This is a genomic window from Sphingomonas rhizophila (genome assembly GCF_014396585.1).
GTDB classification, from domain to species: domain Bacteria; phylum Pseudomonadota; class Alphaproteobacteria; order Sphingomonadales; family Sphingomonadaceae; genus Sphingomicrobium; species Sphingomicrobium rhizophilum.
In genome coordinates this window covers 2,514,438-2,538,813 of the sequence record NZ_CP060717.1, presented here as the reverse complement: position 1 = coordinate 2,538,813, position 24,376 = coordinate 2,514,438, and the positions used below count along the sequence as shown (strand labels likewise).

Genomic DNA, 24,376 nt, shown 5'->3' with positions numbered 1-24,376 from the left:
GGCGGATGCAATCGCTAACGCGCCCGCCATGACCGACGAACTCCGCACCGCCGCCCTCGCGTCCAAGGCCTGGCCGTACGAGGAGGCTCGCAAGCTGCTCAAGCGCTGGCCGGAGGGCAAGCCCAACGGGGAGCCGATACTGTTCGAAACCGGATACGGACCGTCGGGCCTGCCGCACATCGGCACCTTCAACGAAGTGCTTCGCACGACGATGGTCCGCCATGCGTATGAGGAGTTGACCGGCGGCGCACCCACACGGCTGGTGGCGTTCAGCGACGACATGGACGGCCTTCGCAAGGTGCCGGACAATGTCCCGAATCAGGCGATGCTGGCCGAGCATCTCGGCAAGCCGCTGACGCAGGTGCCCGACCCGTTCGGCGAGTATGAAAGCTTCGCCCATCACAACAATGCCATGCTGCGCCGCTTCCTGGACCAGTTCGGGTTCGAATATGAATTCGCGTCGTCGACCGATTATTATGCGTCGGGCCGTTTCGACGAGACGCTTCGCGAGGTGCTTCGCCAGTGGGACGCGATCCTCGGCGTGATGCTGCCGACGCTTCGCGCGGAGCGGCGCCAGACCTATTCGCCGGTGCTCCCGGTATCGCCAAGCACAGGCCGGGTGCTTCAGGTGCCAGTCGAGGTGGTCGATGCCGAGCAGGGCACGATCGCCTTTACCGACGAGGATGGCCGCCGGGTCGAGCAGTCGGCGCTGGGCGGGCTTAGCAAGCTGCAGTGGAAGGTCGACTGGGCGATGCGTTGGGTCGCGCTTGGCGTCGACTATGAAATGGCCGGCAAGGACTTGATCGATTCGACCATCCAGTCGGGGAAGATCGCGCGCATCCTCGGCGGGCGCCCGCCGGAGGGCTTCAATTACGAGATGTTCCTCGACGAAAAGGGCGAGAAGATCTCCAAGTCGAAGGGCAACGGCCTCAGCCTCGAGCAATGGCTGACCTACGGCAGCGAGGAGAGCATCGCCTTTTACGCCTTCCGGGAGCCGCGGAAGGCCAAGAGCCTGCACATCGGCGTCATCCCGCGCGCGGTCGACGAATATTACCAGTTCCGCGGCAATTATCCGAACCAGCCGATCGAGCAAAAGCTGGGCAATCCGGTCCATCATATCCACGGCGGCAAGGTGCCGACCGAAACGCTGCCGCTGACCTATGGCCTGCTGCTCAACCTCGCGTCGCTTCCGGGTGTCGGCGACAAGGAGACGGCATGGCGGTTCGTCCAGCGCTACGCCCCGGGAACGTCGCCACAGGGTGATCCGGAACTGGACTCCCTCATCGGGCTAGCGGTCAACTACGCCCGCGATTTCGTCGCGCCGGCGCTCCACCGCCGCGCGCCGGCCGGGCATGAGGTCGACGCGCTCCGCGATCTCGACGCCGCGCTGGCGGAGATGGCCGCGGACACGCCCGCCGACGAAATCCAGAACGCGGTGTTCGAGATCGGCAAGCGCTACCCGTTCGAGAGCCTGCGTCACTGGTTTCAGGCGCTCTACGAAACGCTGCTGGGCTCGAGCCAAGGCCCGCGCATGGGCAGCTTCATCGCGCTCTATGGCATCGACAACAGCCGAAGGCTGATCGCCGAAGCGCTCGCCGCCGCTTAAGCCGGTGCCCCGGTCCTAGCGAAGCTCGGCGAGCGCTGCCGCGCCCGGCTTTCCGACCCCGGCCAAGCGCAGCGCTTTATCCAGAGCCTGGTCGGCTGGAACGGCCACGTCGGGGGCTATCCCCTCGCCTTCCCATCCCTCCCCGGTGGTCGGGTCGAACGAGCGGCCTGACGGGATGAAAACCTTGAAACCGCCAGGCAACGGGTAGGGATCGCCATAGTGGCCCGCGCCGGCAGTGGTTTCGCCGACCAACGTCGCCCGGCCCGTTTTCTTGAAAGACATCGCCAGATGTTCAGCCGCCGAAATGCTCCGTTTCGAGGTGAGGAGGAAGACCTTGGCCTTGGTCAGCGGACCGGCGTTCGCGCGCGGTGTGACGAAATGTTCGCGGCGCACCACGCCGGCCGGTCCGGCGACCCGGCGCAGTGTCGGGCCGTCCCCGAACGCCCCCAGCCCCGCCTCCTCGGCCGCGACCCGCGTGTCCATTTGCGCCAGAACCGCCGGTGCGCCGTATAGATAGGAAGAGAGCAGGTCGATTTCGGCAATCTCGCCGCCGTGATGGCCCCGAATATCGATGATCAATGAAGCCGCGGTGCGATGGCTCTCCAGGAAGTGCCGGAGCTTGGCGAGCGTTGCGGGGTCGCCGGGGAAGACCGTCAGCTCGATGTAGGCGACGCAATCGGACAGCCATCCCGAACGGCCGATCGCGCCATCAATATCCGGTTCCGTCCGATATTTCGGCTTCTTGCCCTGCACTGCCGGCGGGAACAGGCGAAGATGCCCGTCCTTGTGGATCGCCTGCAGATCGGCGGTCACGGCCTCCGCGAGCGCCTCCGGCGACGAGTGTTGCGCATAGCCGCCAGCCGCAGCCTTCGCACGGATTGCCTCCGCGTATTTCTTCCCGACCGAGGGAAGCACGAAATTGTCCTCGAGGGCAGTGGCCAACGCTGCCAACACCTTGCCGGCGACCGCCTGGTCGAAAGCGCCGGCCGCGGGCGAGAACGCGGGCGCGGGTGCCGCAGCCTGTGCGCCGATGGGCGAGTGCAATGCCATCGTCATGGCGGCAAGAAAGAGGGAGGTCGAAGCGCGCATTGGATCCTACTCCAGCAAGAATGCGAGGATGCACTACCCCGTTGACCGCGACGATTGCGCGCCATTTGCGTGCGCGTAGTGCCAAATTCTGGCATCGGCGATCGATGCTGTGCGATGACAGTTCAAGCTGCCCGGCCGGTGCGGTGTGTGACGATCCGCATGTGCCCGGGCAGCCGTCGACTGTCGCCGAGCCTAGTGTAAGCCGGCCAGCGCCTTGTCGCCCGTGGCCGGCACCCCGGCGAGCCTGAGCGCCTCTTCCAGGGCCTTGTCGGCGGGGACGGCGACATCGGGCGCGACGCCGACCGCTTCCCAGCTCTGGCCGGTGTCGGGATCGAACGTCCGGCCCACGGGGATAAAGGCGGCATAGCCGGTGCCCATCGGGGCCATGCCGCCGAAATGGGCGCCGCCACCCGTGGCTTCGCCGACAAGGGTCGCGCGCTTTGTCCGCTTGAGCGACATCGACAGGTGCTCGGCCGCCGAGAAGGTGCGCTTTGAGGTCAGCAGGTAGACCTTGGCCGTGCGCAGTCCGGTCGCGGTGGCCGCGGGGATGACGATATGTTCGCGCCGGACGATCGTCGCCGGTCCATCCACCTTGCGGAGCAGCGGATCATTATCGCCGAACGGCGTGCCGTGCTTTTCCTCGACCGCCCGCCGCATGTCCATGGTCACCAGCGTCGTCGGCTGGGCATAAAGCTGCGCGAACAGGAGATTCATCTCCCCGAGACCGCCGCCGCCGTTGTGCCGCGCGTCGATGATCAGCGTCCGCGCATTGCCATGGGCAGCGATGAACTTGCGAACATCGGAGAGCGTCTCCTCGTTGCCAGGGAAGCCGCCAAAGTCGATGTAGGCGACGCCGTCGCCAAGCCATCCGGACCGCAGTACCGCGCTCTTCCTGGCGTCTCCGCCCGCCGGTCCCCGACCTCCCTTTTCCGATCCGGCCTTGAACGGGTGGATGCGAAGGTGGCCGTCCTTGTGCACCGCCTGCAGGTCGGCGGTCACCTGCTTGGCGAAGGCGTCGGCCGAGGGGAAAGAGGCGTAGCGGCCTGCGGCGAGATTGGCGCGAAGCATCGCGGCATATTTCGTGCCGGCATCCGGGAAGACGAAGCCCTCGTCTAGCGCCTGCGCCAGGTCCGACACGGCCTTTTCGGCATCTGCCTTGATGAACGGCATCGGCTCGGGCGGCACTTCCGCGGCGGCCTTCGGGGCGGATTTCGGCGCCGCGGCGAGCGGCACCGCGGAGAGCGCGGCGACGGCGATCATCAGGGTCGTTTTCAGCATCCTCGCATCCTTCAGCTGTATTATGTGAACAATACAGTAACAGAAGCCGTTGCCACTTGCGCGCAATTTTAGTGGACGCCGTGCCAAAATTTGGCACGCTGGCGGAATGCTCGATCGTTTCGACCTTCAGCTGTTGAACTTGGTGCAGCGCGATGATTCGCAGACGGCGGAGCGTTTGGCCGAGGCGGTCCCCCTGTCGCCGTCGGCCATTGCCCGGCGGCTGCGGCGGCTGCGCGGCGGCGGCTGGATCGCGCGGACCATCGCCTTGCTCGACGCAAGACTCGCGAGTGACCGGCTTCGGGCAATGGTTACGATCGAGATGGCCGAACACGCCAACCCGGAAGGAAAGGCACGTCTCCTCAAGCGGCTGACCGCCGCCGACGAGATCCAGTTCGCCTATGAGGTGACGGGCGCCGCCGACATCGTCGCGCTGTTCGATTGCCGCAACATGGATGACTTCAACCAGCTGACCGAAAGACTGCTGGACCAGGAACCGATCGTCCGCCGGTACGTCACCAGCTTCGTCAAACGGCAGATAAAGTTCGCCCCGTTCATCCGGTTGGACGAACGGGGCTAAACCTTTTTACCAGAAGAAGCTGTAGAGGACGTCCACGACTTCACCGGTGTAGACGTTCACCAGCAGGGCGTCGTCCCAGTAACGGACCCAGCGGTAGGGGCCGTATGCGGGCGGAAGGCGATACTGCCACGGGTCGTTGATCCAGTAGTTCTGGCCGTAATAGCTTGGCCACAGCGACCAGCCGATCTGGAAACGGTTGTAGCCGTAGCCGAACGGATCGTAGTAGCTGCCAAGATAGAACAGCGACCGATTGTAGTCGCGATAGCGGCGCCAATCGTAGCGGCGGTCATTGCGCCAGTCGCTGTTCCACCGGTCCCGAACCGTCATGTCGCGGCGAGTCTCGCGGAACACGCGGCTCATCACCGGACTGTTGTTGGTCGGACGGGTGGCCTGCGTGTCCCGGCGGGCTTCACGCAAGCGACGATCGAACGTGCCCGTGGACGCGGTCGTGGCGGTGTCCCGCGTGCGGTTGCGTTCCCGCCAGCTACGCTGCGTCTGAACCGACTGCTGCTGCTGTTCGACGACTGGCGCCGTCGGCGCCGCATCCTGGCGATCACGGCGCGCGAGGAAACCGCGCGGCGTTCCGCTGCGCTGAACCTCGGTGTCCCGGGCCGTATCGCGACGCACCTGTGGCGCCTCGCGCTGACGCTCTTCGCGAGCCTCACGGGCACGCGGGAAGCTGCGCTGCGCCGAGCGGTCGTCGGAACTGCGGGAAGAAGAAGTGTCAGAAGACTGCTGCTGGCGAACGCGGCTCCACGGACCCGCGTCGGCGGACGCGGCGGCGGGAAGCGCGATCGAGGCGAGCAACGAGGCGACGATCAAGGTACGCATGGGCGACTCCAAACGGCAAACATGTTTCATTGCCGTCATATTCCGATTCGTCACCTTACCGGTGGCTGAACATTTTGTTGTCCCGGATTAGTCGCCAGGGATGCGGTCTTGGAGGGTGACGACGGCGCGCTCGCGCTCGATTTGGCGACCGCTTTTAAGATGCGCGGACCGGCGCCGCAGCGGCAGAGGTTGGGGAGTGCGTTGAGATCGTCGGTCGACGGCCGCGGGTTGGCGCGGAGCAGCGCCGACAACGCCATGATGAACCCCGGATCGCACGACCCGCATTGCGTGACCTGTTCGGCCGCCCAGGCGCGCTGCAGCGGGTGATCCCGCGGGCCGACAAGCCTTCGATGGTGGTGACCGCCGCGCCTTCCAGCGTGCCGATGGCGACCGAACAGGCGCGCAAGGCGCGTCCATCGACATGAACCGTGCACGCGCCGCAATCGCCGCTGTCGCAGCCATATTTAGTGCCCGTCAGGTTGGACGCGTCGCGCAGCGCCCATAGCAGCGGGGTGTCCGGATCCAGCCGGTAGCGGACCGGTTCGCCATTGACCGTCATGCTCGTCATCGGCGCGGACCCTATCGCCGTGACCCGAGGTTGCAAAGTCGCGCACCGCCGCCATGATGCGCGCCATGGCAGTGATCGAATTGGACGGCGGGGCGATCGGTGCCGAAGAGGTCGGACGCGAGCATGACGCCCTCCCGATCATCTTCCTGCACGGCGTCGGATCGACCAAGGCCGTGTGGCGGCCGCAACTGGTCCACTTCGGCAAGAAGCGCCGGGCGATTGCCTTCGACTATCCCGGCTATGGCGAGAGCGCGCCCCGCCATGGCGCCGATCGCGATGAGTTCGCTCGCGCGATACTTCAGGCGATGGATGCCCTGGGTATCGAACGGGCGCATATCTGCGGCCTGTCCCTCGGAGGCGTCATTGCCATTGCGATCGCACATCTCGAGCCCGATCGCGTCGCGTCGCTGATACTCGCCGACAGCTTCGCCGTTCATCCGGATGGGCAGGCGATCCATGACCGGTCGGTTGCCGCGAGCCGGGCCATGGCGATGCGCGACCTCGCCGAGGCGCGCGCGCCGCTGCTGCTCGGCAGCGCGGCGAGCGAGGCGCTGAAGGCCGAGGTCATCGACACGATGGCGACGATCGATCCCGAAGCCTACCGGCTGGGCGCAGCGGCGGTGTGGCTGGCCGACCAGCGCGATCGTGCCGCCGCCGTCAACGCGCCGGCGCTGGTCCTGTTCGGTACCGAGGACACGATCACGCCGCCCGCTCTCTCGTCAGAACTTGCCCGGCTGATCCCCGGCGCCCGCCTCGCCAGCGTCGATGGCGCGGGGCATCTCGCCAACATCGAACAGCCGGCCGCATTCAACATGGCTGTCGACCTGTTCCTTGCGATGAACGAGCCTCGCCCATGAAGATCGCGGTTGTCGGCGGTGGGCCGGCCGGACTCTACTTCGCCATTTCGTTGAAACTGCGGCGGCCGGAAGCGACGATTGACCTCTTTGAACGCAACGCGGAAGGCGAGACCTTCGGCTGGGGCGTCGTCTTTTCCGACCAGACGGTCGAGCGGTTGATGGCGAATGACCCGGTTTCCGGCCAGGTCATCGCCGACGAGTTCGCGCACTGGGACGATATCGAAGTGCATTTCGGCGGCGAATGCACGCGCTCGTCAGGCCACGGCTTCATCGGCATCGGCCGCAAGCGATTGCTGCAGATTCTCGGCGACCGGGCCCGGACGCTGGGCGTGCGGCTCCATTTTCAACGCGAGGCATCGACCGACCTCGACGACTGGCACGATTATGACCTCGTCGTTGCCGCCGACGGGATCAACAGCCGTTTCCGTGAGAGCCGGTCGGGGGCGTTCGGGGTCGATATCGACACGCGCAGCAACAAGTTCATCTGGCTGGGCACGCCTAAGGCGTTCGATGCCTTTACCTTCGCCTTCGAAAAGACCGGGGCAGGCTGGATCTGGGCACACGCCTATCGCTTCGCGCCGGACTGTTCGACGTTCATCGTCGAATGCGCGCCGGAAACCTGGGACAAGCTCGGCTTTGCAACGATGGACCAGTCGGAAACGATTGCGGCCTGCGAGCGCATCTTCGCGAACTATCTCGACGGCTCGCCGCTGCTGTCCAATGCGGCCCACCTCATCGGTTCGGCGGCGTGGCTCAATTTCCGCCGAATCCACTGCAAGCGCTGGCATGACGGCAAGCTGATCCTGCTGGGCGACGCGGCACATACCGCGCATTTCTCGATCGGGTCTGGCACCAAGCTGGCGCTGGAAGATGCGATCAAGCTGGCGGACGTCTTGGCACGCGGCGCGTCGCTCGAGGAATATCAGGCGGAGCGCGAACTCGAGGTGCTGAAGCTCCAGAACAGCGCGCGCAATTCGACCGAGTGGTTCGAGACCGTCGATCGCTACCTGGCCTTCGAGCCGTGGCAGTTTGCGTATTCCCTGCTGACCCGGTCGCAGCGGATCAGCCACGAGAATCTGCGCCTTCGCGACGCCGAGTGGCTGGGGAGGTCGAGCAACGTTTCTGGGAACGGACCACGGGCAAGCGAAATGCCGCGCCGCCGATGTTCGCGCCGTTCCGCCTGCGCGGGATGACGCTGCGCAACCGGATCGTCGTTTCGCCGATGGCGACCTATTCCGCGGCTGACGGCACCCCGAACGATTTCCACCTGATGCACTATGGCGAACGCGCACTGGGTGGGGCCGGCCTGGTCTTCACCGAGATGACGTGCGTCACGCCGGAGGGCCGGATCAGTCCCGGCTGCACCGGCATGTACAGCCCCGACCATGTGATGGCGTGGCGGCGAATCGTCGACTTCGTCCACCAGCGTTCACCGGCCAGGATTTGCCTGCAACTCGGTCACAGCGGCGGCAAAGGATCGACCCAGCTGGGGTGGGAGACCATCGATGCCCCGCTGCCGGACAATAACTGGCCACTGATGGCCGCAAGTGCAGTGCCATGGACAAGCTCCAACCAAGTGCCTCGGGCGATGACCCGAGCGGATATGGACGGGGTGCGCGAGGCGTTCGTCGACGCAACGCATAAGGCGGTCGAGGCAGGATTCGACATGATCGAGCTGCACGCCGCGCACGGCTATCTGCTGTCGAGCTTCATCACGCCGCTGACCAACCGCCGCACCGACGATTACGGCGGCACCCTCGAAAATCGCCTTCGCTATCCCCTCGAAATCTTCGCGGCGATGCGCGCAGCTTGGCCCGATGACCGGCCGATGTCGGTGAGGATCTCCGCTACAGACTGGGCCGACCGAGGCGTCGATGGGGCGGAGTCCGTCGAGATCGCGCGCGCCTTTTCCGCCGCCGGCGCGGACCTCATCGACGTCAGCGCCGGGCAGACCTGGGCGGACGCAAAACCGGTCTACGGGCGGATGTTCCAGACGCCTTATTCCGATCGGATTCGCAACGTCGCGGGACTCGCGACGATGGCGGTCGGCAACATCACCGATCACGATCAGGCGAACGGAATCCTCGCCGCCGGCCGCGCCGACCTTGTCGCGCTCGGGCGCCCGCACCTGATCGATCCCCACTGGACCCTTCGCGCCGCCGCGGCGCAGGACTATCGCGCCCAATGGGTGCCACCACAGTATCTGAACGGCATGGCCCAGCTTGCCCGGCTGATCGCTCGGGAAGCGGAAATGAGAGCCGCCGACCTCAAGGTCTGACCAACTGATCCATTTCGGATGAAGCCGAAGGTGCGGGTTAAAAGACAGCCGCTATCCGTTCGATCGAAAGGATCACCGAATGGCGACGCAGGTCGCGGAAACGATTGCCGACGACACGCGGGCCATTCACCGTACGCAGCTTTGTCTTGCAGCCTTCATCGACTGCGACGGACTGCGAACTTCGGCGCGGATCCGTGACCTGTCTCGCGCGGGAGCGCGGGTAGAGGCATCGCCACCGCCGCCACTCAGCCGACCGGTCGTTTTGAGCCGCGGCGCGCTGACCGTCACGGGCCAGGTCGTCTGGCGCGACCGGAACCGATTCGGCATCCGCTTCGACCGCGCCATCGACCTGATGGTCTGGTTACCCGGCCGTGAAACGGCAAGAACGCAGGAGGATGTCGACCGGGCGATCGCCGAAATCCGGCGCGATCTGAAGTCTTCGGGGACGAATGCGATGGCGCAAACGGAGGCGCCGAACCTTCCCGCGCGGCTGGCAGGCGAACTCGATTATGTCGGGCGCATGATCGAAAGCCTGCGGGAGTGCGTGGCCGGCGAACCGCAGATCATTGCCAGGCATTCGACGAAGCTGCCCTATTTCGACCAATCGATCATCTTGCTCCGCCAAATCGCGGAAATCCTCGCTGCGCCGAACGCGGAGGTGGCCGTCAATCGCCTGACCGATACCGATCTCCATCGGCGACTTACGCGATCGTCGTTCTGACGGGCGGTGAGAGGGGATCGGAACTGAAGCCAGGCCTGGCGGAGACGGAGGGATTCGAACCCTCGATACAGTTTCCCGTATGACGCTTTAGCAAAGCGTTGGTTTCAGCCACTCACCCACGTCTCCGGCTGCGGCGTGCCGAGCGCCTTAGCGAAGCCCCCCGCCCGGTTCAACATCGTAAAATGCGGGAACGCAATTCGTCCGCGTGCGTAACGATAGCGAATGCCGGGGGGCCGATTGACGGAACCCCGGTGGGACGGGAGGTAAGCGTGGCCATAGAATTCCGGCCGGGGCAGGCCCCCGCCCAGCTTGCCGATTTCGACGAGAATCGGTTGCTCAAGACCTTTCCGGAGCCGCTCCGCGAGTCGCTCATCGGGCAAGCGACGATCATCCATCTCGAGGATGGCGACGCCGTCCATGACGTCGGCGAAGAGGTCAGCCGTTCGCTCTTCCCCCTGGGATCGGCAATGATTTCGATGTTGGCGGACATCGACAATGGCCGAAGCATCGAAGTCGCGTCGATCGGCCGCGAGGGCGCTATCGGCGGGATCGTCAGTTGCGGGCATTCTCCCGCCTTCGCCAAGGTGGTGGTGCTGATGGGCGGACGCTTCCTGTCGCTGCCGATGTCGTTCCTGGAAGAGAGCAAGGCGACGTCCGGCCTGCTTCGCAATATCTTCTGCCGCTATTCGGACTATCTCCTCGCCCAGATCATGCAGACGGTCGCCTGCAACGCCTTTCATTCGATCGAGGAGCGGGCGGCGCGGTGGCTGCTCACCGCACAGGATCGAGCCGGCGACCGGCTGCGCCTTACCCAGGAGGAGATGGCGCGCCTGCTGGGCGTGCAGCGCACGACGATCAACGCCGTGGCTCGCGAACTCCAGGAAGAGGGTTTGATCGCGACCCGACGCGGAGCGATCGAAATCGAGAGCCGCGAAGGACTGCTGCGTCGGAGCTGCGCCTGCTATCGGACGGTCGAGAATTTCTTCGACGATATCATCGGCGAAACCGGGAGCGGCGCGAGCGACGGCTGCGACTAGGCCAGCGACCAGGTCAGCGTCTGGCCGCGAGGAACGGGACGAGGCCGGCAACCCGATCGGGGACGGTGGTTTCGCGGCGGACGAGCGTTACCGTCTCGTCACTGACCGAAAGGCCGTAAAATAACGCGCCGTTCCGGCTGGCAAAGGCCTCGAAATGCTGGAGCGCATCGTCTTCAACGAACATGGCCGCATAGGTCTCCAACGCGAAGGGGGCGTTGAAAATCCCGGCGCATCCGCAGGCGTTTTCCTTGGCCCGACGCTGTGCGGCGCACTGTCGGTCCCGAGGAAAAATTTGCTTGAGCCACTGGTCGCGGCGTTTCGTACGGCCAGCCGATGCTCCTCCCTCTTCACCACCGGCAGGCAATAGGCATGCGGACGCAGCCCGCCCTGGAACAACGCGTTGCGATTGAGGAGCATATGTTGAGGCGTAACGGTGGCGGCAATGGTTGCGGGCGCGGCGTCGACGAACTGCACCGCGTCGCGGGTCGTCACATGTTCGAACACGATCTTCAGCGCCGGGAAGTCGCGGACCACGTTGGCCAGAACGCGGTCGATGAACACGGCCTCACGGTCGAAGACGTCAACATCGGGATCGGTGACCTCGCCATGGACGCACAGCGGCATGCCGATGCGCTGCATTGTCTCGAGCACGGCGCGGATGTTGGCCACGTCGGTGACGCCGCTGGCGCTGTTGGTGGTGGCGCCTGCGGGATAGAGCTTGGCCGCGACCCACACGCCCTCGGCATGACCGCGCTCAATCTCGGACGGCGCAATGTCATTGGTGAGGTAGGCGGTCATCAGCGGCGTGAAGTCCGGACCCGCAGCCGCGACGATTCGCTGGCGATAGGCCGATGCCGCCTCGACCGTCGTCACCGGCGGGACGAGGTTGGGCATGATGATGGCCCTGCCGAACTGGCGCGCGGTGAACGGCCCGACGGCCCGAAGCATGTCGCCATCGCGCAAGTGAACGTGCCAGTCGTCGGGGCGCGGGATGGTGATTGTATCGGTCACCCCGGCTCCTTAGCTAAGCGCCATGCCCGCGACCACCCCAGCTTCAACGACCCTGGCCGACCGCGCCGTCCTCCGATTGTCGGGCGACGACGTTCGCGGTTTCCTGCAGGGTCTGGTCACCAGCGACGTCGCCGGGGCTTTTCCCGTGTGGACCGCCCTGCTCACGCCCCAGGGCAAGGTGCTGTTCGATTTCATCGTCTGGGCGGATGGCGATGACCTGCTGATCGATTGCGAGGCTGGGACCTCGGAAGCGCTGGCCAAGCGCCTGACGATGTATCGCCTGCGCCGTGCGATCACCATCGACAGGGACGACGATCTGGCCGTCCACTGGTCGATCGATGGCGACGATGGTGCGCCTGATCCGCGACTTGATGAATTGGGCCGACGCTGGCTCGCGCCGCCGGGCGACCCGGTCGACGGCTGGGCGGCGCATCGCCTGTCGCTCGGCGTGTGCGAAGGTTCGGCTGAGCTTTCAGACCTGCTGTGGCTGGAATGCAATGCCGCCGAATTGAACGGGGTCAGCTTTTCCAAGGGCTGCTTCGTCGGCCAGGAGAATACGGCGCGGATGAATTGGCGGCAGAAGGTCAATCGCCGCCTGTTCGTGGTTCGGGGCGATGGGGGGCCGCGAACGCGAATTGCCTACCCCGACCTGGGCCTCAGCGTGGTTCATGCGCGCGTCGAAGACGTGCCTGCTGATGCGATCATCCCCGGCTGGCTGGCCCGGGCCACGGCGCCTGCTACCAGCTAGCGCCGTCCACCTTTTTCACCGGCAGACCATCAACCACGGCGGGATCAAGCAAGCGCGCATTGACGCCCATCCGTCCGGCCGCGTGGACGCCGATCCCGGTCCAGTGCGTCGCGCAACCGCAGGTCGGGCAATGCCAGTTGGTCAGGCAGGCCTCGTCCAGGTCCGCGCGAACATAGGGATCGACTGCACCGGACACCCTGACTTCGTCGGGCGAATAATAGATGCCGCGAAAGCCGGTCTTGCGGCACAGGCTGCAATTGCATTCCGTCACTTCCGACGGCGCATGGGGAAGCTCGATCGTGACCTTGCCGCAGTGGCAGCGGGCGACAATCGTTTTGCCGCCCGCCCCGCTCACGCTGCCAGGTTCCGCAGCACGAACTGCAGGATGCCGCCCGAGCGGAAATATTCCAGTTCGTTGTAGGTATCGATGCGACAGCGCGCGGTGAAGCTGCTGGTAGACCCGTCGGTCCTGGTCACCTTCACCGTCACGTCCTGCCGCGGTTCGATGTCGGCGACGCCGTCGATGGTGAAGGTTTCACTGCCGTCCAATCCGAGCGTGGTCGCGCCCTGGCCGTCCGCGAACTGCAGCGGCAGGACGCCCATTCCGACCAGGTTGGAGCGGTGGATCCGCTCGAAGCTCTCGGCGATGACCGCGCGAACGCCCAGCAGCACCGTTCCCTTGGCTGCCCAGTCGCGCGACGAGCCGGTGCCATATTCCTTGCCGGCCAGCAAGACGAGCGGCGTGCCGGCCTGCTGGTAGGCCATGGCGGCGTCGTAGATCGCCGCCTGCTCTCCGTCCGGTCCCTTGGTGAAGCCGCCCTCGACGCCCGGGAGCATCTTGTTGCGGATACGGATGTTGGCAAAGGTGCCGCGCATCATCACGTCATGATTGCCGCGGCGCGCGCCATAGCTGTTGAAGTCGGCGCGGGTCACCTGATGATCGCTGAGGAAGCGTCCCGCCGGGCTGTCGAGCTTGATCGAACCCGCCGGCGAAATGTGGTCGGTGGTGATCGAATCGCCGAACACCGCCAGGGCGCGGGCACCGTTGATGTCGGTCAGCGGCTTCGGGGTCATCGTCATGCCGGTGAAATAAGGCGGGTTGGCGATGTAAGTCGAACCGGCCGGCCAGTTGTAGGTATCACCGCCCTTGACCTCGATCGCGCGCCAGCGATCGTCGCCGCGGAACACGTCGGCGTAGCGGGCGCGGAACATGTCGGAATGGACGTGGGCGTCCATCAGCGACCGCACCTCGTCGTTCGAGGGCCAGATGTCCTTCAGGAAGACATCCTTGCCGTCGCTCGATTGGCCGAGCGGCTGGTTGTTCATGTCGGCGCGCACCGTGCCCATCAGCGAGTAGGCGACGACCAGCGGCGGCGAGGCGAGATAGTTGGCCCGGCAATCGGGCGACACCCGGCCTTCGAAGTTGCGGTTGCCCGACAGGACCGAGGCCGCGACCAGGTCATTCTCGTTGATCGCCTTGGAAATCGGCTCGGCGAGCGGGCCGGAATTGCCGATGCAGGTGGTGCAGCCATAGCCGACGAGGTTGAAGCCGATCGCGTCCAAATCCTCGGTCAGGCCGGACGAGTTGAGATATTCGGTCACCACTTGGCTGCCCGGGGCGAGGCTCGTCTTGACCCACGGCTTGCGGGTCAGGCCAAGCGCACGCGCCTTTCGGGCGACGAGTCCGGCGGCGACCAGCACCGACGGGTTGGACGTGTTGGTGCAGCTGGTGATCGCGGCGATCATGACGTCGCCGTTGCCGACGTCGAAATCCTCGCCCTCGACCGCGACGCGGGGATCGTCCTGCTTCTTGTAGGTCGCTTCCAGTTCCGCGTTGAACTGATCATCAACTTCGGACAGCAGGACCTTGTCCTGCGGGCGGCGCGGGCCGGCCAGCGATGGCGCGACGCTCGACATGTCCAGTTCCAGCGTGTCGGTAAACAGCGGTTCCGGCGACGAGGCGTCGCGCCACATGCCCTGGGCCTTCGCATAGGCCCGGACGAGTTCGATCCGGCCTTCGTCGCGGCCGGTGAGCTTCAGATAGTCGATCGTCCGCTCGTCGATCGGGAAGAAGCCGCAGGTCGCGCCATATTCCGGCGCCATGTTGGCGATGGTCGCGCGGTCGGCGAGCGTCAGCGCGTCGAGGCCGGGACCGTAGAATTCGACGAACCGGCCGACGACGCCCTTGGCGCGGAGCATCTGGGTGACGGTCAGCACCAGGTCGGTGGCGGTAATGCCCTCACCCAGCGAACCGTCGAGCCGGAACCCGACCACTTCGGGGATCAGCATGCTGACCGGCTGGCCGAGCATCGCGGCTTCGGCCTCGATCCCGCCGACGCCCCAGCCGAGCACGCCAAGGCCATTGACCATCGTCGTGTGGCTGTCGGTGCCGACCAGCGTGTCGGGATAGGCGATCTCCTCGCCATTCTGGTCGGCGGAGGTCCACACCGCCTGGGCGATATGTTCCAGGTTTACCTGGTGGCAAATCCCTGTGCCCGGGGGCACGACCTTGAAATTGTCGAACGCCGAGCTGCCCCACTTGAGGAACTCGTAGCGCTCCGCATTGCGCTTGTACTCCAGCGCGACATTGTCCTCGAACGCGCGCGGCGTGCCGAATTCGTCGACCATCACGCTGTGGTCGATGACCAGGTGGACGGGGACCTGCGGGTTGATCTTTTGCGGGTCGCCGCCGAGCTGTTTCATCGCGTCGCGCATCGCCGCGAGGTCGACGACCGCGGGGACGCCGGTGAAGTCCTGCATCAGAACGCGCGCCGGGCGATACTGGATCTCGCGGCTGATCATCCGCTCCTTCTGCCAGTCGACCATCGCCTGGAGGTCGTCGTGGGTGACGGTCACGCCATCCTCGAAGCGCAGCAGGTTTTCGAGAAGGACCTTCATCGAGAAAGGCAGGCGGCTGACGTCGCCCAGCTTGGCGGCCGCCTTTTCCAGCGAATAGTAAGCGTAGGTCTTGCCGCCGGCCTCCAGCGTCGTGCGGGTCTGCAGGCTGTCCTGGCCGGTCGGAATCATCGCGGGGTCCTCACTTCTTCGCTTGGCGACATGGAATGGGCGCCGCTCGCGGACGCCACGGTTGGCGCGCCCCTAGCAAGAAGCGGTCATGTTGACAAAGGGACTAAAGCCAGCCCCGCCGTCTCGCCACCATGAAGGGAATGATCGCGCTGGCCAGCATCAGCGCCAGAGCGAAGGGATAGCCGAAGATCCACTTCAGTTCCGGCATATGCTCGAAATTCATGCCGTAGACGCCGGCGATCAGTGTCGGCGGCATGAAGATGACCGCGAACACGGAAAAAACCTTCATCACATTGTTCTGCTCTAGGCTGATGAGGCCGAGCGTCGCGTCGAGCAGGAACGTCAGGTTGTCGCCCAGGAAATTGCTATGGTCGTTGAGCGCGTCGGCGTCGGCGACCAGGCTCTTCACGTGGCGGCGGTTCGTCGCGTCGTCTTCCAGCATGTCGAGTGACTGGAGGAAGGTCAGCAAGCGGAGCGTGCTGACCGACGTCTCGCGAAGCTTGGCCAGCAACTGCTCGACCTTGCCGATCCGCATCAGGATCGCTTCCAGCCGCATTTCCGGCGCCTTGTTGTCGCTGCTCCTGTGCGCGTGGCGTTGGAAGATACGGCGGGAAATCGTCTCGATGTCCTTGCCGGCGACTTCGAATTCGTCGGCCAGCCGATCGACGATCGCGTCGAGTAGGCGAACCAAGAGCTCCTTCGGATCGCGCGCAATCTCCGGCTCGGCATAGACGTGCTCGGCGAACACCACGAACGGCTTGGGGTCGATGTAGCGGACGGTCACGACATGCTTGTCGTTGAGGATGAAGCCGACCGCGTCGCTGTCGGGCTGTCCGTCACCGACGCCGAACAGGACCGACATCGTCATGAACGCGGCCCCGCGCTTCTGGTAAAGCCGGCTCGACGGCTCGATTTCCGCCAATTCCTCGCGGGTCGGGATATTGGTACCGAGCAGCTTCTCGGCCAGCCGCTCTTCTTCCTTGGTGGGTTCCAGCAAGTCGATCCACACCGTCGATTCCGGAAGTGCGGTGCAGTGCGCCGGGTCGATCGGCGCTGGCGTGCATTCGGGTCCGAACAGGCGAAGCATGGCGGCGGTGGTGGCCTCTGCGTTGGCGGTTGGCAAGGGGGCCGATCCTGCCTAGCCATAGCGAATGACCGAGCTGATCCGGCGGCGCTGGCCGTTCCTCGCCTTTGCCCTGTTCGCGGCCGCGGTCGCCACCCTGTTCGCGATGGGGCGCCCACCGATCTGCGCCTGCGGGGAGGTTACGCTGTGGGGGCCGGTCGGTCCGAGGCAAAGCCAGATGCTGCTTGACTGGTATAGCTTCAGTCACATTATCCACGGCTTCCTGTTCTACGCCGCGCTCCATCTGGCGATGCGCCGCGTTCCCGTCGGCGGCCGATTGCTGATCGCGATCCTAATCGAGGCAGCGTGGGAAATCGCCGAGAACAGCCCGATCATCATCGACCGCTACCGCGAAGCGACGATCGCACTCGGCTACAGCGGCGACAGCATCCTCAATTCGGCAAGCGACATCGCGATGATGATCGTCGGCTTCCTCGCCGCGCGGCGACTGCCGCTTTGGGCCAGCGTGGCGCTGGTCGCGGCGATGGAGATCGTCCCACTGATCGCCATCCGCGACAATCTGACGCTGAACGTGTGGATGCTGGTCCATCCGAGCCAGTCGATCCTCGACTGGCAGGCCGGGGCCTAGCGGCCCAGCATCGCCTCCGGCTTCACCACTCGGTCGAAGGTCGCTTCGTCGACCAGGCCGAGGTCGAGGCCCGCCTCCTTCAGGGTCATGCCCTTCTTGTGGGCATGCTTGGCGATCGTCGCGGCGTTGTCATAGCCGATTTCCGGCGCCAGCGCGGTGACCAGCATCAGTGACTGGTTCATCAGCGCCGAAATTCGCGCCTCATCCGCCTCCAACCCGTCGAGCGTCCGCTCGGTGAAGCTTTCCATGCCGACCGACAGCAGGTTGATCGAGCGGACCACGTTGGCGCCGATCAGCGGTTTGAACACGTTCAGTTCCATGTGGCCCTGAAGTCCGCCGACGGTCGTCGCGACATGGTTGCCCATCACCTGGGCGGCGACCATCGTCAGCATTTCGCACTGGGTCGGGTTGACCTTGCCCGGCATGATCGAGCTGCCCGGCTCATTCTCCGGAAGCTTCAGTTCGCCGAGGCCGCAGCGCGGGCCGGAGCCGAGCAGGCGGATGTCGTTGGCGATCTTGGTCAGCGACACGGCGATCGTGTTGAGCACGCCCGATAACTCGACCAGCGTGTCGTGCGCCGCGAGCTCCGCGAACTTGTTGGGCGCCGAGGTGAACGGCAGCCGGGTGAGGTTGGCGACTTCCTTGGCGAAGGCGTCGGCAAAACCCTTGGGCGCGTTGAGGCCGGTGCCGACCGCCGTGCCGCCCTGCGCGAGGCGAAGCACACGCGGCAGAACGCCTTCGACCCGGTCGATATTGTCCTCGATCATCGCGGCGTAGCCGGAGAATTCCTGCCCGAGCGTCAGCGGCGTCGCGTCCTGCAAATGGGTGCGGCCGATCTTGACGATCGAGTCCCAGCGCTTCGCCTGCTCGGCAAGGCGCGCGTGGATCGTCTTCAGCGCCGGCAGAAGTCTCTTCGACACCGCGATCCCGGCAGCGATGTGCATCGCGGTCGGGAAGCTGTCGTTCGACGACTGGCCCTTGTTGACATGGTCGTTGGGATGGACCGGCTCCTTGCCGCCGCGCTTGCCGGTCAACTTCTCGTTGGCGCGCCCGGCGATCACCTCGTTCGCGTTCATGTTCGACTGGGTGCCCGATCCGGTTTGCCAGATGACGAGCGGGAATTGCGTGTCGAGGTCGCCTCGGGCGACTTCGGCTGCGGCCTGCTGGATCGCCTCGGCCAGGTCGGCATCGAGGTTGCCAAGCCGGGCGTTCACCCGCGCCGCCGCCTGCTTCACGAACCCGAGCGCGTGGACGATCTCGATCGGCATCTGTTCGCGCGGGCCGAACGGGAAATTGAGGATCGAGCGTTCGGTCTGGGCACCCCAATAGCTGTCCGCCGGGACTTCGATCGGTCCAAAGCTGTCGGTTTCGGTGCGGGTCGGGGTCATGGCGCGCGGCAATCCTGTTGCAAGGGGATGGTGCCGCCGCCCCTATCGAGGCGACGCGTGCGAGTCGAGATTGCGCCCTGGCCTACTTCTTCTTGGTGAAATCGACCGAGACGACGTTCGACCCGTCCTCGACCGGCTCGGTCGCGGGCACGTCGTTTTCGGCTGCCTCATGGTCCTCATGGCCCTGAGGCGCGCCTTCGGCGTGGAACTTGAGGCTGAAGTCGACCGCAGGGTCGACGAAATCGGTCACAGCGGAAAACGGGACGTTGAGCGTCGACGGCACGCCGCCGAACGAAAGACCGACCGAGAAGCCATCGTCGCTGACCTTCAGGTCCCAGAAGCGGTGCTGGATGACGATCGTCATCTCGTCGGGGAAGCGGTCGGTCAGGTGCTTGGGAATGGAAACACCCGGCATCCGCGTCTTGAAGGTGATGTAGAAATGATGGCCGCCGGGAAGTCCGCCCGATCGCTCGACTTCGCTGAGCACGCGTCCCACAACGTCGCGCAGCGCCTCCTGCACGATCTCGTCGTAGGGAATCAGGGACTCAGGGGTTTCGTCGGTCATGTCATTTCGTGGTAGCGGGCAAGGCCAAAGGGTCAAGCCGGAGTATGATTCCCGATGCCGATCGATGCCAAGCAGCCGTACGATGACAGCAATATCTTCGCCCGCATCCTGCGCGGCGAGCTGCCCAGCAAGACGGTGCTGGAAACCGATCACAGCCTCGCGTTCCACGACATCAATCCGCTGGCGCCGATCCACATCCTGGTGATCCCCAAGGGCGCCTACGTGAGCTGGGACGACTTCTCGGCCCGGGCGAGCGACGCGGAAATCGCCGACTTCACCCGCGCGGTGGGCGATGTCGCCCGGCAAGTCGGCGCCGATGCGCAGGGCTACCGCTTGCTGTCGAATGTCGGCAAGCGCGGCGGGCAGGAGGTTCCCCACCTCCACGTCCACATCTTCGGCGGCCAGCCGCTGGGACCGATGCTGGCCCGCTGAACGCCGCTCTGGTCGATAAGGCGTTGCACGAGGGGAAAAGACCGCTAGGTTCCCGTCCGATTTCAAACGAACGACGCCGCCTGCAAGCACGGGCGCGCAATTCAAGGGGAACGGCATGTTACTCGACCGCGTGAAACCGCTCGACGCCATCCTGGCGACGGCGGAGCGCAAATCGCTCCATCGCTCGCTGGGTCCGATCCAGTTGATGCTGTTCGGCATCGGCTGCATCATCGGCACCGGCATTTTCGTCCTGACCGCTGCCGGCGCCCAAAAGGCCGGCCCCGGCCTGATGCTGGCGTTCATCATCGCCGGCGCGGTCTGCATCGTCGCCGCCCTCTGCTACGCCGAGATTGCGGCGATGATCCCGGTCGCGGGTTCCGCCTACACCTACAGCTATGCGACGATGGGCGAGTTCCTGGCCTGGACGGTCGGCTGGGCGCTGGTGCTCGAATATGCCATCGCCGCTTCCGCCGTGTCGGTCGGGTGGTCTGGTTACTTTACCGGAACCATCCTCAACGAGTTTCTGGGCATACAACTACCCACATGGTTGTCCGCCGGACCGCTTGCACTGGGCGGCGTCGAAGGCGGCCTGATCAACCTCCCGGCCCTGGTCATCGCCCTGCTGATTACCTGGCTGCTGATGATCGGCACCAAGGAAAGCGCGGTCTTCAATTCGATCCTGGTCGCGATCAAGATCACCGCCCTGACCGCCTTCATCGTCCTGACGCTGCCGAAGGCGGAAGCGGCCAACTTCAATCCCTTCCTGCCGGCCGGAATCTTCGGCGGGTTCGGCACCGGCGTCGGCGCAGTCGGCGCGGCAGCGACGATCTTCTTCGCCTATGTCGGCTTCGACGCGGTTTCCACCGCGGCCGAGGAAACCAAGAACCCGCAGCGCAACGTCCCGATCGGCCTGGTCGGCAGCCTGCTGATCTGCACGATCTTCTATATCCTGGTCGCCGCCGGCGCGATCGGCACCCTGGGCGGCCAGCCGATCATGGGCCCGAACGGTGTTCCGTTCCCGGCGGGATCGGAAGAATTGGCTCGTCAGTGCGCCATGCCGCAATACAAGGAAGCGCTGGTCTGCTCGAACGAGGCGCTGGCCCACGTCCTGCGCAACATCGGCTTCAGCACCATCGGCAACGCCCTGGGCATCGCCGCCTTCCTGGCGTTGCCCTCGGTCATCCTGATCCTGCTGTTCGGTCAGACCCGCATCTTCTTCGTGATGGCGCGTGACGGCCTGCTCCCGGAAGGCCTGTCCAAGGTTCACCCGAAGTGGAAGACGCCCTATGTCGTCACCGCACTGACCGGAGTCGTCGTCGCCGTCGCTGCGGCCTTCCTGCCGGTTGGCCAGCTTGCCGACATCGCCAACGCCGGCACGCTCTACGCGTTCATGATGGTCGCCATCGCGGTCATGATGCTTCGCCGGCGCGACCCCAACCGGGAGCGCAAGTTCCGCACCCCGGCGCTGTGGCTGGTCGGCCCGCTGACCATCGGCGGCTGCATCTTCCTGTTCCTCAACCTGCCGTTCGAGGCGATGATGGTCCTGCCGATCTGGACGATCATCGGCTTCTTCGTCTACTTCGGCTACAGCCGTCGCTCGAGCCATCTCGGCCAGGGCCGGGTCGAAGTCCATGAAGACGAAGCGCACGACCTGGCGCCCCATCTTCCGGGGGTGGACGATCCCAATCACCAGCATTGATCGAGCGTTGACCTGACGACGAAGGGGAGGCCTCACCGCCTCCCCTTTTTCTTTGCGGGTCAGGCTTCGACCTCTCCCTCGGGCAGCCGGTCGACGCTGGGAAGTTCACCGGCCAGCGCGGCGTCGAATTGCGGGCGGTCGAGCCGCCCTTCCCAGCGGGTCACGACAACACAGGCGACGGCGTTGCCAATGAAGTTGGTCAGGCTTCGGCACTCGCTCATGAAGCGGTCGATGCCGAGGATCAGCGCCATTCCGGCGACCGGCACCGACGGGACGATCGACAAGGTCGCGGCCAGGGTGATGAACCCCGCGCCCGTGACCCCCGCGGCGCCCTTCGACGAAAGCATCGCGACGCCGAGCAGCAGCAGTTGCTGGCCCAATGTCAATTCGACGTTGCACGCCTGGGCGATGAACAGCGCCGCAAGCGTCATGTAGATGTTGGTCCCATCGAGGTTGAAGCTGTAGCCCGACGGAACCACCAGCCCGACGATCGACTTGGGGCATCCGGCGCGCTCCATCTTTTCGATCAGCGACGGCAGCGCGCTTTCGCTCGAGGAGGTGCCGAGCACCAGGAAGAGCTCCGCCTTGAGATAGGAGATCAACCGGAAGATCGAGAAGCCGGCCAGGCGGGCGACCGTCCCGAGGACGAGGATGACGAACATTAGCGAGGTCAGGTAGAACGTCGCCACCAGCCCGGCGAGGTTGGCAAGGCTGCCAACGCCATATTTGCCGATGGTGAAGGCCATTGCCCCGAAAGCACCGATCGGCGCGACCCGCATGACGATCGCGACCAGCCGGAACATCACGATCGAGACCTGGTCGAGCGCGTCGAGCAGCTTGTCGCCCCGATTGCCGACCAGCGTCAGGGCAATCCCGAACAGGATCGCCGCAAGGAGCGTCTGGAGGATGTTGCCCGCGGTGAGCGCCGACAGGAACGTGTCGGGAATGATGTCGAGCAGGAAGCCGGTCAGCGTCGTCGCGTGCGCCTTGTCCGCGAAATCGGCTACTTTCGTCGCGTCGAGCGTCGCGGGATCGATGTTGAGCCCCGCGCCCGGACGGACGACATTGGCGACCACCAGCCCGATGAGCAGCGCCAGGGTCGAGAAGAACAGGAAATAGACGAACGCCTTCAGCGCCACGCGGCCCATGGCGCGGAGGTCGCGAAGACCGGCAATCCCGGTGACGATGGTCAGGAAGATAACCGGGGCGATGATCATCTTGACCAGCTTGATGAAGGCGTCGCCGATTGGCTTCAGCGCCTCGCCCGTCGCCGGCGCGAAGTGGCCGACCAGTACGCCGGCGGCAATCGCGAGCAGGACTTGAACGTAAAGGTGGGCGTACCACGGCCGGTTGGCGTCGACCCGCGCCGGTATCTGATGCATCACGGCCATCGTTCATCGTCCCCTTTTTCCCAATGCAAAGACCGGCGGCGGCACTTTGGCAAGCTGAGGCTCATGCGCTACGCCATCTGCAGCGCGCGAAATTCTCGAGGGGGTCATGAGCATCAATCAGTTCGGACGGCTGCTGACGCTGACAACCTGGGGTGAAAGCCACGGCCCAGCCATCGGCGGGGTGCTCGACGGCTGCCCGCCCGGCATCAACCTCGACGAGGCGTGGATGCAGCGCTTCCTCGATCAGCGCCGACCGGGAACGTCGAAGAACGTGACGCCGCGGCAGGAGCCGGACCGAATTCGCATACTGTCGGGGGTATACGAGGGCCGAACGACCGGCACCTCAATCGGCATGGTCATCGACAATGTCGATGCGCGCAGCAAGGATTACCCCGTCGATGCGCCCTATCGCCCGGGCCATGCCGACTATGTCTATGACCGGAAATATGGCTTTCGCGATCCGCGCGGTGGCGGCCGGGCGTCGGCGCGGGAAACGGCGGTGCGGGTGGCCGGCGGGGCGATCGCTCGGCTCATCATCCCCGATGTGAGCATCGAAGCGCGGGTGACCGAGATCGGTGGCGAGAGCGACGCGGAGCGGTGGGAAGCATTGCTCGACGACACGCGCCGCGCCGGAGACAGCGTCGGCGCGATCGTCGAATGTGTCGCGGACGGCGTGCCGGTCGGCTGGGGCGCGCCCGTCTATGGCAAGCTCGATGCAGACCTCGCCGCCGCCTGCATGGGCATCAACGCGGTCAAGGGCGTGGAGATCGGCGCGGGCTTCGAAACGGCGCGAATGAAGGGCAGCACGTCCCAGGACGCAATGCGCGAGGGCCCGGACGGTCCGACCTTCGACGGCAATATGGCGGGCGGCATCGTCGGGGGCATCTCCACCGGCCAGCCGGTTATCGTGCGCGTCGCCTTCAAGCCGACCAGTTCGATCCGTCTGCCCGTCCCCAGCATAAACCCGAGCGGCGGCAACGCCGAAGCGATCACGCGCGGCCGGCATGACCCGTGCGTCGGCATTCGCGGAGCGCCGGTGGTCGAAGCGATGGTCGCACTGGTGCTGGCTGACCACAAGCTCCTCCATCGTGCTCAATGTGGAGATGTCCGATGATCGTGATCGCCCTGATGCTTGCCGGTGCCGAGCCGAGCGCGGAGGCGCTGGCGCTGGGCCGCCGGCTGGCGGAACGTGGAACGCTTGCGACGCTGCTGTCCGTCGCGGAGAAGAAAGACACGCAGGAAATGATCGAGCGCGAGCCCGCCATGGCGGAAAAGGACAAGGCCGCGCTCCGCGCCGTTGCCGCGAAGGTCTACGCGCAGGAACGCGAACGGCTGTTCGCCGCGGACGCCCGGGCGCTCGCCACCCATCTGACGGTGGAGGATCTGCGGACCTTGGTCGCACAGGCGGAATCGCCAGCGGCCCGGCACCTGCACGAAGCGATGCCACGGGTAATCGCCACCACGCTTCAATCCGTTGGCGATGTCGATCTCGGTCGCCAGGTCCGGATCGCCTTTTGCGCCGATCGCACCGACCTTCCGACGCTTTGCGCGCCCGACTAGG

At 65.3% G+C, this 24,376-nt stretch carries 22 protein-coding genes, 1 tRNA gene and 2 pseudogenes; 13 read left to right on the top strand and 12 right to left on the bottom strand.

Annotated features, from left to right (window positions below):
- Positions 1-28 precede the first annotated feature (28 nt).
- On the top strand, positions 29-1,606 hold the full coding sequence (locus H9L12_RS12980; protein ID WP_187542072.1) for a lysine--tRNA ligase: 1,578 nt from the start codon (positions 29-31) through the stop codon (positions 1,604-1,606).
- A gap of 15 nt (positions 1,607-1,621) precedes the next feature.
- On the opposite strand, the gene H9L12_RS12975 is transcribed toward H9L12_RS12980, so the two are convergent.
- Together H9L12_RS12975 and H9L12_RS12970 are read right to left on the bottom strand one after the other, a co-directional pair.
- Positions 1,622-2,695, bottom strand: a complete 1,074-nt coding sequence (locus H9L12_RS12975) for a S41 family peptidase (RefSeq protein ID WP_187542071.1) — start codon at positions 2,693-2,695, stop codon at positions 1,622-1,624.
- Between the two features lie 192 nt (positions 2,696-2,887).
- Positions 2,888-3,973, bottom strand: a complete 1,086-nt coding sequence (locus H9L12_RS12970) for a S41 family peptidase (RefSeq protein ID WP_187542070.1) — start codon at positions 3,971-3,973, stop codon at positions 2,888-2,890.
- Between the two features lie 106 nt (positions 3,974-4,079).
- Between H9L12_RS12970 and H9L12_RS12965 the strand changes: the two genes are divergently transcribed.
- Positions 4,080-4,550 carry an Lrp/AsnC family transcriptional regulator gene (locus H9L12_RS12965; RefSeq protein WP_187542069.1) on the top strand — a complete coding sequence of 157 codons (471 nt, stop codon included), beginning with the start codon at positions 4,080-4,082 and terminating at the stop codon, positions 4,548-4,550.
- A gap of 6 nt (positions 4,551-4,556) precedes the next feature.
- On the opposite strand, the gene H9L12_RS13815 is transcribed toward H9L12_RS12965, so the two are convergent.
- Positions 4,557-5,381 (bottom strand): RcnB family protein, encoded by an 825-nt coding sequence (locus tag H9L12_RS13815; protein WP_246450432.1) that lies wholly within the window; start codon positions 5,379-5,381, stop codon positions 4,557-4,559.
- 50 nt (positions 5,382-5,431) lie between these two features.
- Positions 5,432-5,949: pseudogene (locus H9L12_RS12955) on the bottom strand ((2Fe-2S)-binding protein).
- Positions 5,950-6,014: 65 nt separating this feature from the next.
- On the opposite strand from H9L12_RS12955, the gene H9L12_RS12950 reads away from it, so the two are divergent.
- The 4 genes from H9L12_RS12950 to H9L12_RS12940 all read left to right on the top strand — a co-directional run bounded on the left by H9L12_RS12950 (position 6,015) and on the right by H9L12_RS12940 (position 9,805).
- On the top strand, positions 6,015-6,806 hold the full coding sequence (locus tag H9L12_RS12950; RefSeq protein WP_187542068.1) for an alpha/beta fold hydrolase: 792 nt from the start codon (positions 6,015-6,017) through the stop codon (positions 6,804-6,806).
- Positions 6,803-7,999, top strand: coding sequence for an FAD-dependent monooxygenase (locus H9L12_RS13810; protein WP_246450430.1), 1,197 nt, complete (start codon positions 6,803-6,805; stop codon positions 7,997-7,999). The genes H9L12_RS12950 and H9L12_RS13810 overlap by 4 nt, the downstream gene beginning before the upstream one ends.
- Positions 7,969-9,084, top strand: coding sequence for an oxidoreductase (locus H9L12_RS13805; RefSeq protein ID WP_246450428.1), 1,116 nt, complete (start codon positions 7,969-7,971; stop codon positions 9,082-9,084). Before H9L12_RS13810 ends, H9L12_RS13805 begins: the two co-directional genes overlap by 31 nt.
- Positions 9,085-9,163: 79 nt before the next feature.
- A complete protein-coding gene (locus H9L12_RS12940; RefSeq protein ID WP_187542067.1) occupies positions 9,164-9,805 on the top strand; it encodes a PilZ domain-containing protein in 642 nt (213 codons plus the stop codon).
- Positions 9,806-9,841: 36 nt separating this feature from the next.
- Here the strand turns inward: H9L12_RS12940 and H9L12_RS12935 are convergent.
- Positions 9,842-9,931: transfer RNA gene (locus H9L12_RS12935), tRNA-Ser, on the bottom strand.
- Between the two features lie 143 nt (positions 9,932-10,074).
- Here H9L12_RS12935 and H9L12_RS12930 point away from each other — a divergent pair.
- On the top strand, positions 10,075-10,842 hold the full coding sequence (locus H9L12_RS12930; RefSeq protein WP_187542066.1) for a Crp/Fnr family transcriptional regulator: 768 nt from the start codon (positions 10,075-10,077) through the stop codon (positions 10,840-10,842).
- On the opposite strand, the pseudogene pyrC reads toward H9L12_RS12930, so the two are convergent.
- Positions 10,839-11,853 (bottom strand): annotated as a pseudogene (gene pyrC / locus H9L12_RS12925) (dihydroorotase). The gene H9L12_RS12930 and the pseudogene pyrC overlap by 4 nt on opposite strands.
- Positions 11,854-11,875: 22 nt before the next feature.
- Between pyrC and ygfZ the strand changes: the two are divergent.
- Positions 11,876-12,601, top strand: a complete 726-nt coding sequence (gene ygfZ / locus H9L12_RS12920; protein WP_187542065.1) for a CAF17-like 4Fe-4S cluster assembly/insertion protein YgfZ — start codon at positions 11,876-11,878, stop codon at positions 12,599-12,601.
- Here ygfZ and H9L12_RS12915 read toward each other — a convergent pair.
- From H9L12_RS12915 to H9L12_RS12905, 3 genes are all read right to left on the bottom strand, one after another.
- The gene (locus H9L12_RS12915) at positions 12,591-12,956 is read right to left on the bottom strand and encodes a GFA family protein (RefSeq protein ID WP_246450426.1); all 366 of its coding nucleotides are present in this window, start codon (positions 12,954-12,956) and stop codon (positions 12,591-12,593) included. The genes ygfZ and H9L12_RS12915 overlap by 11 nt on opposite strands.
- A complete protein-coding gene (gene acnA / locus H9L12_RS12910) occupies positions 12,953-15,628 on the bottom strand; it encodes an aconitate hydratase AcnA (RefSeq protein ID WP_187542064.1) in 2,676 nt (891 codons plus the stop codon). The genes H9L12_RS12915 and acnA overlap by 4 nt, the downstream gene beginning before the upstream one ends.
- Positions 15,629-15,731: 103 nt before the next feature.
- On the bottom strand, positions 15,732-16,751 hold the full coding sequence (locus H9L12_RS12905) for a magnesium transporter CorA family protein (RefSeq protein WP_187542063.1): 1,020 nt from the start codon (positions 16,749-16,751) through the stop codon (positions 15,732-15,734).
- Between the two features lie 28 nt (positions 16,752-16,779).
- On the opposite strand from H9L12_RS12905, the gene H9L12_RS12900 reads away from it, so the two are divergent.
- Positions 16,780-17,340 (top strand): DUF2585 family protein, encoded by a 561-nt coding sequence (locus tag H9L12_RS12900; RefSeq protein WP_187542062.1) that lies wholly within the window; start codon positions 16,780-16,782, stop codon positions 17,338-17,340.
- Here H9L12_RS12900 and fumC read toward each other — a convergent pair.
- The gene (gene fumC / locus H9L12_RS12895; RefSeq protein WP_187542061.1) at positions 17,337-18,728 is read right to left on the bottom strand and encodes a class II fumarate hydratase; all 1,392 of its coding nucleotides are present in this window, start codon (positions 18,726-18,728) and stop codon (positions 17,337-17,339) included. The genes H9L12_RS12900 and fumC overlap by 4 nt on opposite strands.
- Before the next feature lie 82 nt (positions 18,729-18,810).
- A complete protein-coding gene (locus tag H9L12_RS12890) occupies positions 18,811-19,293 on the bottom strand; it encodes an SspB family protein (RefSeq protein ID WP_187542060.1) in 483 nt (160 codons plus the stop codon).
- 54 nt (positions 19,294-19,347) lie between these two features.
- Between H9L12_RS12890 and H9L12_RS12885 the strand changes: the two genes are divergently transcribed.
- Positions 19,348-19,725, top strand: a complete 378-nt coding sequence (locus tag H9L12_RS12885) for a histidine triad nucleotide-binding protein (protein WP_187542059.1) — start codon at positions 19,348-19,350, stop codon at positions 19,723-19,725.
- Between the two features lie 115 nt (positions 19,726-19,840).
- The gene (locus H9L12_RS12880) at positions 19,841-21,424 is read left to right on the top strand and encodes an amino acid permease (protein ID WP_187542058.1); all 1,584 of its coding nucleotides are present in this window, start codon (positions 19,841-19,843) and stop codon (positions 21,422-21,424) included.
- 59 nt (positions 21,425-21,483) lie between these two features.
- On the opposite strand, the gene H9L12_RS12875 is transcribed toward H9L12_RS12880, so the two are convergent.
- Positions 21,484-22,815 carry a dicarboxylate/amino acid:cation symporter gene (locus H9L12_RS12875; RefSeq protein ID WP_246450424.1) on the bottom strand — a complete coding sequence of 444 codons (1,332 nt, stop codon included), beginning with the start codon at positions 22,813-22,815 and terminating at the stop codon, positions 21,484-21,486.
- A gap of 106 nt (positions 22,816-22,921) precedes the next feature.
- Between H9L12_RS12875 and H9L12_RS12870 the strand changes: the two genes are divergently transcribed.
- Both H9L12_RS12870 and H9L12_RS12865 read left to right on the top strand, forming a co-directional pair.
- Entirely contained in the window at positions 22,922-23,929 is a 1,008-nt protein-coding gene (locus tag H9L12_RS12870; protein ID WP_187542057.1) for a chorismate synthase, read from the top strand.
- A complete protein-coding gene (locus tag H9L12_RS12865) occupies positions 23,926-24,375 on the top strand; it encodes a DUF2059 domain-containing protein (protein WP_187542056.1) in 450 nt (149 codons plus the stop codon). The genes H9L12_RS12870 and H9L12_RS12865 overlap by 4 nt, the downstream gene beginning before the upstream one ends.
- The last annotated feature ends 1 nt before the right edge of the window (position 24,376 follow it).

Bases quoted from the DNA above. Each gene is read 5' to 3' on its own strand.
- H9L12_RS12940 (WP_187542067.1), top strand. From the start codon at position 9,164: ATGGCGACGCAGGTCGCGGAAACGATTGCCGACGACACGCGGGCCATT.
- H9L12_RS12970 (WP_187542070.1), bottom strand. From the start codon at position 3,973: ATGCTGAAAACGACCCTGATGATCGCCGTCGCCGCGCTCTCCGCGGTG.
- H9L12_RS12980 (WP_187542072.1), top strand. From the start codon at position 29: ATGACCGACGAACTCCGCACCGCCGCCCTCGCGTCCAAGGCCTGGCCG.
- H9L12_RS12885 (WP_187542059.1), top strand. From the start codon at position 19,348: ATGCCGATCGATGCCAAGCAGCCGTACGATGACAGCAATATCTTCGCC.
- H9L12_RS12875 (WP_246450424.1), bottom strand. From the start codon at position 22,815: ATGGCCGTGATGCATCAGATACCGGCGCGGGTCGACGCCAACCGGCCG.
- fumC (WP_187542061.1), bottom strand. From the start codon at position 18,728: ATGACCCCGACCCGCACCGAAACCGACAGCTTTGGACCGATCGAAGTC.
- H9L12_RS12870 (WP_187542057.1), top strand. From the start codon at position 22,922: ATGAGCATCAATCAGTTCGGACGGCTGCTGACGCTGACAACCTGGGGT.
- ygfZ (WP_187542065.1), top strand. From the start codon at position 11,876: ATGCCCGCGACCACCCCAGCTTCAACGACCCTGGCCGACCGCGCCGTC.
- H9L12_RS12900 (WP_187542062.1), top strand. From the start codon at position 16,780: ATGACCGAGCTGATCCGGCGGCGCTGGCCGTTCCTCGCCTTTGCCCTG.
- H9L12_RS12880 (WP_187542058.1), top strand. From the start codon at position 19,841: ATGTTACTCGACCGCGTGAAACCGCTCGACGCCATCCTGGCGACGGCG.
- H9L12_RS13805 (WP_246450428.1), top strand. From the start codon at position 7,969: ATGTTCGCGCCGTTCCGCCTGCGCGGGATGACGCTGCGCAACCGGATC.
- H9L12_RS13815 (WP_246450432.1), bottom strand. From the start codon at position 5,381: ATGCGTACCTTGATCGTCGCCTCGTTGCTCGCCTCGATCGCGCTTCCC.
- H9L12_RS12890 (WP_187542060.1), bottom strand. From the start codon at position 19,293: ATGACCGACGAAACCCCTGAGTCCCTGATTCCCTACGACGAGATCGTG.
- H9L12_RS12865 (WP_187542056.1), top strand. From the start codon at position 23,926: ATGATCGTGATCGCCCTGATGCTTGCCGGTGCCGAGCCGAGCGCGGAG.
- acnA (WP_187542064.1), bottom strand. From the start codon at position 15,628: ATGATTCCGACCGGCCAGGACAGCCTGCAGACCCGCACGACGCTGGAG.
- H9L12_RS12965 (WP_187542069.1), top strand. From the start codon at position 4,080: ATGCTCGATCGTTTCGACCTTCAGCTGTTGAACTTGGTGCAGCGCGAT.
- H9L12_RS12950 (WP_187542068.1), top strand. From the start codon at position 6,015: ATGGCAGTGATCGAATTGGACGGCGGGGCGATCGGTGCCGAAGAGGTC.
- H9L12_RS12975 (WP_187542071.1), bottom strand. From the start codon at position 2,695: ATGCGCGCTTCGACCTCCCTCTTTCTTGCCGCCATGACGATGGCATTG.
- H9L12_RS13810 (WP_246450430.1), top strand. From the start codon at position 6,803: ATGAAGATCGCGGTTGTCGGCGGTGGGCCGGCCGGACTCTACTTCGCC.